Raw genomic sequence first — 7,069 nt, forward strand, 5'->3', positions numbered from 1 at the left:
GAATAGGGAAGGTGACGGTTCATGATTGGAAATGGGAATACCGTATTCAACTACGGACATGAATGCATTGCTAAACACTGGTTTCAGCGAGGTGCGACGTGACACAACTCGAAAGAAATTTGATCAAGAAGTTCCGTGACAAGATGAACGACAATCATCATTTTGTCGCAAATAAATACTGGAATATAGACGGGAAAAATAAGTGGAACATCATTTGTTCTGCGATGGATTGGATTGAAGTTGCTGTCGATGGAATTCCCTACATTCAACTTGCAAACAAAAATCCCAATGTTGCGTCTCTCAATCTGATGCAGTTAATCTGTGCGTTGGATTTGGTTGTCGAATCAGTCAAGCAACTCTATAGGGTATTCGAACAACATTACCCGTGTGGTAATGACCATAGCGTATTTCAGGACAAGAAGACGGATGATGATTACTTCAAGCACATTAGGGCGATGTTCGGTGTGCATCCAGTTAACCTAAAAGATGATGAGGAAAGGTACTATGCAAGTTGGTCAACTCCGCACTTAAAGGCGGATTTCTCCGTTATCGTATACAGCAATCAGGTGGGCAAAGAAGATCAGATTTATTCGATCCGTATCGAGGATTTGTTTAAATGCACCCAAAGTCGCTACAGTCTTCTAAGCGTCCTAATCAACCATGTCGAAAGAGACTATGAAGCCCATTTGAAAAAGTGGAAGAACCAGCAGATACCTGATTGTTTGAATATCAAGGATCAGATCAACGTTCTGTTTCGCGAGAATGAACAGAGATTCGGAAGGGGAGAGGCTTATTGGTATCAACTTGGACAATTGAATTGAAGCAGTTGTTTGATGTGGATGACTCCTTCTTCGATGACAACTATCGAGCGACGATATCAGCCTACAAGCACGCTTTGAAAATCGTTGCCGATGAGATTCAATCCAATCTTCAAGATATGAATGTCGAGGAACTACGCAACTACAATATCTTAGACCCATTTGAGGAGATTCCTCACAGCTATGACAAGGGGAAGTTGTTGACCTACCTACATAATCCCGAAAGCGACATCAATGCAAGAACGCTCGCGGAGTATGCCTTGGGAGCTATGGTCAAGCGGGGTGTACTGCCCGAAGAAGCAATGGATTATGAACGGGATGAGTTACTCCTATTTCTAAGTGCTTGGCAGTGGGAGAAAAACAGGCGCAGAAGTCACAATAGAAACTGACCGCGAAAGGGTTGAAGGGGTTCGTGTCAGACTTTGGCATTTTCGAAAGAGAACGTGAAATGGAGAAGCGGTTGCAGGCTACCTACGAAGAATGGTGGGGGCGAATGATTCGAGCGGTACAGTTGCTTGACGAGCAGGACGTTCGCAGGTTATCCAATCCGTTCTTGATTAAGTGCCTCCCAGCATATCGGAAAGCAAAGAGAAAAGTGTTGATTGTTGGAAAAGAGACAAATGGGTGGGGAACATTCTATGAGACCCTGCAACACTTTCAACATGCGAATGTAGACGTTCATCGAGAGGAAATCATCCGATACCTTCAATGGGAGTACGAGGACTTTCGCATGTGGAGGAAGTGGGATCATACGCCGTTCTGGCGCGGGAGCAGAGAGTTGTCTAAGGCGGTAGCCCCTGATGACGGTGACAACTCCTTTTTAAATACACAACTCATTCCATTTGACTATGAGAACGGTCGTCCTCCGTCCCATCTTGAAGAGTTGTTGTACAGCGAGTTCAATGTGTTGCCGATGACGATAGAGGCTCTCCAGCCAGATGTCGTTCTCTTTTTGACGGGATACACCTACGACGAGCGGCTCGTGAAGACATTCATGAATCAGAGGTTATTGGGCAATACACTGACATTTCATCCGATTGACGGATTTGATCAGAATCACTTGGTCAGACTGTCCCATCAAATTCTTCCGTATCATTCGTACCGTACATATCACCCAGGCTACTCATTGTTACATAGGGAGACGGCGTTTGACCCTGTGAAGAAGAAGCTTACTGAACTGGTAAATCCATGAGTGAGATTTAAAATGCTTCAATCAGGGAGTGGGCCACCATGTCTGGTCAAAACAAAAAACCAGAACAAGACAAAGCGAAATGGATTCTGGAACGTCCAGATGACAGGAACACGATTCGTATCGTAGGGAACGTGTATACCACGATGTCTGATGATGACTTTTTGGACGAGTTTATTGAGTGGCTGGAGAGCAAAGGGTGGAGTTTCTTCGGTCGGACGGTTGAACTTAGCGATGAGGACGATGACAGTGAAATCCTCGACGGCATTCTTCCAGAAGGAACTTTTGACGGCACGGAAACAGAATAGGCTGTGGCTGAACGGGTGAAAAAAGGGGTTTCAGGTAAAGACAGGGCGTTCGAACTGTCTCAAGTCATAGCAACGTGTTACATAGCCTAACGTATAGCGTTGGCAGTGTTATCCCAATTGTCGATGGATGTTATCCAAGTTCTCATTGGTTGGGATGTTCTATTCAATTGACAATTGATATCAAGGTTAAGCATCGTTGCGCTATGCCATGGCTTTGTGCAAATTTGCATCATGGTGATGGGTGATCTTTGGGAATTGCTACAGCCACCAAGAGTAGCATGGTTTAGATTCATCTATCGTTGATTAAGGTAATCTTTAGGAGTATCGACATCCATCTTGGTCGCATCATTGGGATGAGATGCCCATCCTTCATGAAGACTTCTGCATTTTGGTTGAGACAAGATCAGACTACCAATATCCAGAAGAGATGGAATCGTAGCCGCAGAATCGCATTTCCCCTGTGCCGCAGGGCACATGTTGAAACCCATACGTCAAAGCTCGACCAGCTACAAAGGTAGCACCTTGTCACAAGAGCATCGCTTACCTGATGAGTCATCTTTTGAGCATCTGTTCCTTCGACATTTGAAATGCAACCTTAGATTTTGAGACACATACAATGTGGAGATATAACCCATTACGCGCATTCAGAAAATCAGAGTCAAATATGGGGAACCAAAAAGTTGTTCTCTCAGCCAATCTCCACTATATATAAAAAGATTCGAGAACAACTTTTCGGTTCATCTTTGTCATAATCCATGTCTGATTTAACTCTATGAACGTCCTGGAACAACTTTTGTGTGATTCAAGCGATGCCGATAAATGAGGTCGGAGGGAGATTCGTGAGAACGGACAATTGCACCAGGCTACAGATGGGAAGGTGACTGAACGTGACGGAGGAATTGCTCCCCGAATCATTGACCCGACGGTTTAAACAATCGCAATGGTACCTGCTACCACCTTGTATGATTGGTGATAACACACCTCCGTCGTGACACAACATACGGGAACACGCTAAATTTTCCCTCTGATGAATCAAGTTGCTTTCCCCCGAAATCCCTCGATAAAATCTCTCTTGTCCCTCAAATTACGTTATAATACCGATGAAAAATGTTCAGAACGTAACTGTATTGTTTTTTGGATTTGGGGCATGCCATTTGCCCTTAACACCATGATGTGATGGAGGAACGATGAGGATGAAAACGGCGAGAATCAGGCACAAGGTTTCGGAGCTTCATAAGATGAAGGAGAAGGGCAAGCTTTCGTTTGAACTGACGATTCAGCGTAAAAGGAACATCTGGGACGAGACACGGCAATCAAAGCTGATTCACAGCATCTTGGCGGGGTTTCTGATCCCTAATCTATCGGGTAGCAGAGGGGAAACCATGCTCCATATCTTGGATGGAAATCAGCGATTGAGTTCCATCTTTGATTACATCGAAGGGAAATATAAACTGGTAGGGGTTCAGAGCGTTGACGGGGGTGAGTTGGCGGGGAAAAAATTTGCCGAATTGACCGATGATCTACAGCAGAAGATTATGGACTACAAGTTTGAAATCGATGTGATCGAGGAAGCAACTCAGGAACAGATGGAGGAGCAATTTTATCGACTGAACAATGGAGTTCCGATCCGTCCGATTGAACTTATCAGGGCGAATCTTGGAGATAGTGTCCTGAAGTTCGTCGAACGAATTTCCAGCTTGCCATTCTTTGATAAGAAGGTGAATCTCTCGAAGGCGGCGAAGCGACGCTTTGTTGACCAAGAGTTGGTTCTCCAAATTCTCTTGTTGGTGCACCACCCTGATACGGGCTTTAGCAGTAAAGAAATTCGGGCTTTCGTACAGGAACTACGAGATAGTGGCATCCAGGACGTACTTCAAGCCAAGATGGAAAATGCATCCGCATTCCTTAATGAAGCCTTCGCGGGTGATTCAAAGAAGACCTTCTTGAAGAAGGCTCATGTACCGATGCTCTTCAAGCTGGTTCTCGATATTCAAAAATACGCGCTGGAAATTACGCCTCAACAGTTTGCAGAATGGGCGCAACCGTTTTTAGAAAATCCACCCGCAGAGTATAAAGAGGCGAGTCAGGCAGGAAGTGCTCGGAAAGAAAATGTCCAGCGGCGATTGATGGTTATGAGAGAGGCGTTCAACTCCCATTTTAAAACCCAGTTGCAAGCTGACGTTGCGAGCGGGGCTGACGAGGTAGCGGCAACGGTGGAGACTGGTCAAGAGCAGGGTAATGAAGGAGCAAATTGAGCGACGGTTTTGGGGACGAGGGGATCGGCTACGATTCCCCTCCTCTGCCCTTAAGGACGCGATCCTACCATGAGCATCACATGGATTCATGGGCGTTACAAAGAAGACAGTAGAGTGTTCGACTCAACGTGGGAAGCAGAAGAGTGGGCGGATTCCCTTTATCCTGACATCGTTGGCGAGGGATTCGTCAATGTCGGTTATGCCACACCCGATAAAAAGGTCGTAGATTTTCTCATCCGACAGATACCGCGCTGGGCAGAGTTCCTGAGAAGCCACAACCCATCCATCCCAGCCGTGACCGTGCACGCATCGACTGAGATGGTAGATGGCAGGATGTTCTATAAGGTTTGGATTGAGACAGTGAAGAGGTGATCCTGGGGAGTGGGCACTCAGAGTAAGCCACCTGCCCTTGACGAATGGGAAGCCTACCCATGCGCTGTGATCGAGTCTTTATATTGTCCTTTTTATTGAACAATATATTGTGATTCATATTGTAATTTACCTTGTTATTTATCTTTCCGTTTATCTTTTACATTGAAGAAAAATTCGCAAATGTCTTGCCCAAGAACAACGTGAATCAATTGATGAACATGATGACCCCTCTTCGGCTACCCTTGACCCGATTCTCCCCCAAACAAACTGAGACCCCATCACTGGAGCCTCGGTGACGACATCCACCTACATTGCGCTGGGACGTTCTTTTACTGAAACAGGTTGCTTTTGTACGGTCCGCAACTTACCTGCATCCAAATCGAAAATGAATGCGATGTCGAATTTCCCTTCGTGATAGTGCGGTGCTGAGTCGGAGAGCAGAGCCAAAGTTTGCCCATCCCGCTTACTGACTCGTTTGGCAACTTCGGAATTGATCAGTTTGTTATTTCGTCTTACATCTTGGTATAAGAACTTCAGGACACGCCTTATGTTCTCTTCATATTCATCGACTCCACGCTTGAACAAGTTAATGAGATAAATGCCGTCACCGTCACCAATCATCTCCTCAAAGGTTGTCCACTCAATGTGTGCAAAGATGTCCCTGGCATAGTCGATATCTTGGTTCCGAATCATGTCGAGAACCTTTTCCTTTCTGGGCGTGTACTCCTCCATATTGGTGTGCCACGTACAGCCCTTGATAGTCCCTTCGTGCCTAAACCCTACGAAAATAGCTGTGTCCATAATGACTAATTCCTCCTCTTTGGTTTGATCCCAATCTATCACGGTGTCAAGATTTGATCAGCCACAAAAGTGTCGAACCCCGTTTGAGGTCGGAGAGCAGTAAGGGCGTAAAAGGGGTTAAGTTGGACAGGGTTCAAGAAATGTAACAACAAATGTTTCAGTTTATGGATACATAAATGGTTCCATTTCAATAAACGCTTTCGGTTGAGTTTGTTGAACATGATACGTATTCCGCCCCTCCAAATCGTCCGCCCGAAGCCCTTCACCGAATCCGATTGATCCAACCCCACCCATATGCTATCCTTCAGTTGCAAGGCTCCTCCCCGCGTGCCACGGAGAGACTAAATAGAGAATATGGCACACAGGTACGAGATAGAGACCAGGAGAAAAAGGGATGGAGGTTTTTCGCTCTCTTGGAAAATCCCTACCACTTTATAAAAAGTCGTGTGACCTACCACCGTTAAGCGTAGGAACCCAGGTTGAATCATCTGGGAGTAGTTAAGCGGAGATCCCCTGCCGTTGGATTGAAGTGGGGCTGAAAAAAGATTTGTCCGAGGGTGGCGAGATGCCGCCTTTTTGTCATATCAGGGGACTATGAGCAGGGAGTAGGCGTTTCTTTGCCTGCCTTCCCTGGGAAAAGGGGATAAATCCATGTATGAAAAGCGAATAGCAGGGGAAGTTGTGAAGCTCCTCACTGCCAATGAACTCTATGGATTTTTTGATAAGCCTGAAGATAATGGTGACTTCGTTTTGGACTTGAAAGCGGCAAGAGAAGAACGGACGGAGGAGATTCTGAGGAATAACTGGATGAAAGAGCGAGAAGAGCAGGATTAAAGGCAGAATACACGGGTGTAGGGATTAAACGGGGCAGAGCCGAACATCTACAGCGAATATTCAGGTTGAGTGCATTATTTTGATGTTGGGAGCGAACTGACATGGCGAACCCATTGAAGGATAGTTCAGAGCGAGTACAGAGCAAGTTCTCCGAGTTGGGGTACACCAACAAGGTGGTGGAATTACCTGACAGCACACGAACCGCCCAGGAAGCCGCAGATGCCATCGGTTGTGAAGTGGCGCAGATTGCAAAATCCATCATCTTTCGTTTGAAGAACTCGGACAGCCCCTTATTAGTGGTTGCCAGTGGGGTCAATCGCGTCCATGAGAAATCCCTTTCTAATCAGCTAAACGGATACCTTGCTAAAAGCTGATGCGAATTTCGTCCGTGAACGCACAGGGTTTGTCATAGGCGGGGTTCCACCGCTCGGTCACAAGGAGACCATCACCACCATCATTGACGAAGACCTCTTTCAATACAACACCATCTGG

10 protein-coding genes are annotated in these 7,069 nt (G+C 46.0%); 9 read left to right on the forward strand and 1 reads right to left on the reverse strand.

Going from position 1 to position 7,069, the window contains the following annotated elements; all coding sequences use genetic code 11:
- Window positions 1-98 precede the first annotated feature (98 nt).
- The 6 genes from AAC01S_RS07870 to AAC01S_RS07895 all read left to right on the forward strand — a co-directional run bounded on the left by AAC01S_RS07870 (window position 99) and on the right by AAC01S_RS07895 (window position 4,942).
- Window positions 99-821 carry a hypothetical protein gene (locus AAC01S_RS07870; RefSeq protein ID WP_067621141.1) on the forward strand — a complete coding sequence of 241 codons (723 nt, stop codon included), beginning with the start codon at window positions 99-101 and terminating at the stop codon, window positions 819-821.
- Window positions 818-1,207: a hypothetical protein gene (locus tag AAC01S_RS07875; protein WP_067621142.1), complete on the forward strand. Its 390-nt coding sequence runs from the start codon at window positions 818-820 to the stop codon at window positions 1,205-1,207. The genes AAC01S_RS07870 and AAC01S_RS07875 overlap by 4 nt, the downstream gene beginning before the upstream one ends.
- Before the next feature lie 59 nt (window positions 1,208-1,266).
- Window positions 1,267-2,010: a hypothetical protein gene (locus tag AAC01S_RS07880; protein WP_067621143.1), complete on the forward strand. Its 744-nt coding sequence runs from the start codon at window positions 1,267-1,269 to the stop codon at window positions 2,008-2,010.
- 38 nt (window positions 2,011-2,048) lie between these two features.
- A complete protein-coding gene (locus tag AAC01S_RS07885) occupies window positions 2,049-2,315 on the forward strand; it encodes a hypothetical protein (RefSeq protein ID WP_067621144.1) in 267 nt (88 codons plus the stop codon).
- A 1,193-nt stretch (window positions 2,316-3,508) separates the two neighbouring features.
- Entirely contained in the window at window positions 3,509-4,570 is a 1,062-nt protein-coding gene (locus tag AAC01S_RS07890; protein ID WP_067621145.1) for a DUF262 domain-containing protein, read from the forward strand.
- 69 nt (window positions 4,571-4,639) lie between these two features.
- Window positions 4,640-4,942 carry a hypothetical protein gene (locus AAC01S_RS07895; RefSeq protein ID WP_067621146.1) on the forward strand — a complete coding sequence of 101 codons (303 nt, stop codon included), beginning with the start codon at window positions 4,640-4,642 and terminating at the stop codon, window positions 4,940-4,942.
- A 306-nt stretch (window positions 4,943-5,248) separates the two neighbouring features.
- Here the strand turns inward: AAC01S_RS07895 and AAC01S_RS07900 are convergent, their stop codons facing one another.
- The gene (locus AAC01S_RS07900) at window positions 5,249-5,743 is read right to left on the reverse strand and encodes a hypothetical protein (RefSeq protein ID WP_067621147.1); all 495 of its coding nucleotides are present in this window, start codon (window positions 5,741-5,743) and stop codon (window positions 5,249-5,251) included.
- A gap of 651 nt (window positions 5,744-6,394) precedes the next feature.
- Between AAC01S_RS07900 and AAC01S_RS07910 the strand changes: the two genes are divergently transcribed.
- From AAC01S_RS07910 to AAC01S_RS20065, 3 genes are all read left to right on the forward strand, one after another.
- Complete coding sequence (locus AAC01S_RS07910) at window positions 6,395-6,577, forward strand: hypothetical protein (RefSeq protein ID WP_067621149.1); 183 nt, start codon at window positions 6,395-6,397, stop codon at window positions 6,575-6,577.
- 101 nt (window positions 6,578-6,678) lie between these two features.
- A complete protein-coding gene (locus tag AAC01S_RS07915) occupies window positions 6,679-6,951 on the forward strand; it encodes a YbaK/EbsC family protein (RefSeq protein WP_067621150.1) in 273 nt (90 codons plus the stop codon).
- Window positions 6,938-7,069 (forward strand): YbaK/EbsC family protein (locus tag AAC01S_RS20065; protein WP_281178118.1); only part of this gene is annotated, 132 nt, incomplete at its 3' end. The genes AAC01S_RS07915 and AAC01S_RS20065, both read left to right, overlap by 14 nt.

This window comes from Alicyclobacillus acidiphilus NBRC 100859, from assembly GCF_001544355.1.
Lineage (GTDB): Bacteria > Bacillota > Bacilli > Alicyclobacillales > Alicyclobacillaceae > Alicyclobacillus > Alicyclobacillus acidiphilus.